This is a genomic window from uncultured Shewanella sp., from assembly GCF_947495455.1.
Classification (GTDB): domain Bacteria; phylum Pseudomonadota; class Gammaproteobacteria; order Enterobacterales; family Shewanellaceae; genus Shewanella.
Genome location: NZ_CANLZC010000249.1, coordinates 1 through 536, shown reverse-complemented (window position 1 = coordinate 536; position 536 = coordinate 1). Strand labels below are relative to the sequence as shown.

Sequence of the window (536 nt, the reverse complement as noted above, 5' to 3'; positions counted from 1 at the left end):
CAAGTCGAAAAGACACCGAATAATGTTGCCCTTGTGTTTGAAGGGGAAGAACTGACTTATCATGAGCTGAATCAAAGCGCCAATCAGCTAGCCCACCAAATACGCAGTCAGTATCAAGTTAAATACCAAACGTCACTTAAGCCGAATACCTTAATTGCGCTATATCTTGATAGAAGTCTGGAAATGGTGATGAGTATTTTGGCTGTGCTCAAGGCGGGCGGTGCTTATGTGCCCATCGCGCCCGAATATCCTCAGGCGCGTACCACCTTTATGTTTGAAGACACGGCCGCCCCTTTTATTATTACTCAAGCACATTATGAGGCGCAGTTGAGAGAGTGGTTGTGTGCCGATGAGCAGAATTGTACTGTTCTTTCCATTGATGGAGAAAGCGCTGAGAATAGCTTGGCCGAATACTCAGTCAGTAACCCTATTTCTATCAATCAACCCGCTGATTTAGCCTATGTGATTTACACCTCAGGAACCACAGGGCAGCCTAAAGGCGTGATGATGGCGCATGTTGGTATCATAAATCGTCT

Annotated in this window: 1 protein-coding gene; it reads left to right on the top strand. The window is 45.9% G+C overall.

Translation table 11 applies throughout. The annotated features are described in order from the left end of the window. The coding region (locus tag Q0791_RS24980) for an AMP-binding protein (protein ID WP_299011964.1) at positions 1-536 on the top strand (536 nt) is incomplete at both ends.